Here is a 1620-nt window from a genome sequence, read left to right as displayed (position 1 = left end):
GTAGACTCCCATGCCGCGTTCGCGGCACCATCAAATGAATGAAAATGTTTTTAATACGAGTCTAGTTCCTATTCCAACTGTCAATCCTGTTACTATGGCTGGATAAGGAAGGTCGTTCGACTATGGTGCTTTTAAGCCCGCATGGTAGACTGATTCACTTCGACCAGGTGCACCACAAATTGTTGCTCTCTGATGAGAAGCACGCAGGATAGATTAATCATATATGGTTGTTGCACCAGCCTTAATTTACTTCAGTCTAGGAAGGATACTTACAATGGATGTTGTATTTAATCGCTGTTGTGGACTTGATGTTCACAAAAAGAGTATTACCGCTTGCGCGATTACTCCAAAGGGAAAAGAAATTGAAACATTTGGTACCATGACATTTGATCTTTTCAATTTAATAGACTGGATCAAAAGTAAACAGTGTACTCATGTTGCAATGGAAAGTACAGGTGTATATTGGAAACCAATCTATAATCTATTAGAACTAGAGGAACTACAACCGATGGTTGTAAATGCTGCTCATATCAAGGCTGTACCAGGACGTAAAACTGATGTGAAAGATGCAGAATGGATTGCAAAATTGCTTCGCCATGGTCTTCTTCAACATAGTTATATCCCTAATCGCGAACAGAGAGAACTACGTGAATTAGTTCGATACCGCCGCAGTCTTATTGAAGAAAGAGCTAGGGAGATTAGTAGAATCCAAAAAGTACTCGAAGGTGCCAATATAAAACTTTCTTCGGTTGCGACTGACATTATGGGTGTTTCTGGTCGAGCAATGATTGAAGCTATTATTAACGGTATAAATGATCCACAAGTATTATCAAGCCTAGCTAAAAGAAGCTTGAAGAAAAAAAAGGATGATTTAGAACGTGCATTAATAGGATCCGTTGGACCCCATCAAAAAATGATGTTAAAAACCCAACTTTCACACATTGATTTTATGGATCAACAGATTGAGCTGTTAAGTGCAGAAGTCCAACAACGTATGCAACCTTATGAAGAAGATATTGAACTACTTGATTCTATTCCAGGAATAGGTAGAGGTCACGCTGAACAACTTTTGGCTGAAATAGGAATTGGCATGGAAATTTCGAATCAATTTCCATCTGCTCCCCATTTATGTTCGTGGGCTGGAATGGTTCCAGGTAACAATGAAAGTGCTGGAAAAAAAAAGTCTGGAAAGACAAGAAAAGGTAATAAAAAATTACGAGCAGCACTTGTTGAAGCAGCACATTCAGCAGCGAGGACAAAAAACACTTATCTATCATCACAATACCAACGGTTAGCAGCAAGAATTGGAAAAAAACGCGCAGCAGTTGCGGTTGGACATACCATATTAACAATTGCTTATCACATGTTAAACAGAAGAGTACCCTATATTGAGTTGGGTGCAGATTACTTTGATCGACGAAAGAAAGAAATCGTGATCAAGCAATCTATTAAACGATTAGAGACTCTTGGATGTAAGGTTACAGTTGAAGCAATAGCGTAATTTTTTTAAAAAATAAATAAGTAACGAGCGCCTAGAGCTATTTTAAAAATGGATCTTTTGGGGCTTAGTTTCGTGTTGCCAAAAATCCACTTTTACCAATAGTAATTTTCAGGATAGTT

At 38.2% G+C, this 1620-nt stretch carries 1 protein-coding gene; it reads left to right on the top strand.

Annotated elements, in window-relative coordinates:
* Positions 1-274 precede the first annotated feature (274 nt).
* Entirely contained in the window at positions 275-1501 is a 1227-nt protein-coding gene (locus tag CN601_RS26435) for an IS110 family RNA-guided transposase (protein ID WP_098119126.1), read from the top strand.
* The last annotated feature ends 119 nt before the right edge of the window (positions 1502-1620 follow it).

This window comes from Bacillus sp. AFS017336 (assembly GCF_002555445.1).
Taxonomy (GTDB): Bacteria; Bacillota; Bacilli; order Bacillales; family Bacillaceae_G; genus Gottfriedia.
Note: the sequence above shows the minus strand (reverse complement) of the source record. Positions and strands in the feature narration are given on the sequence as shown.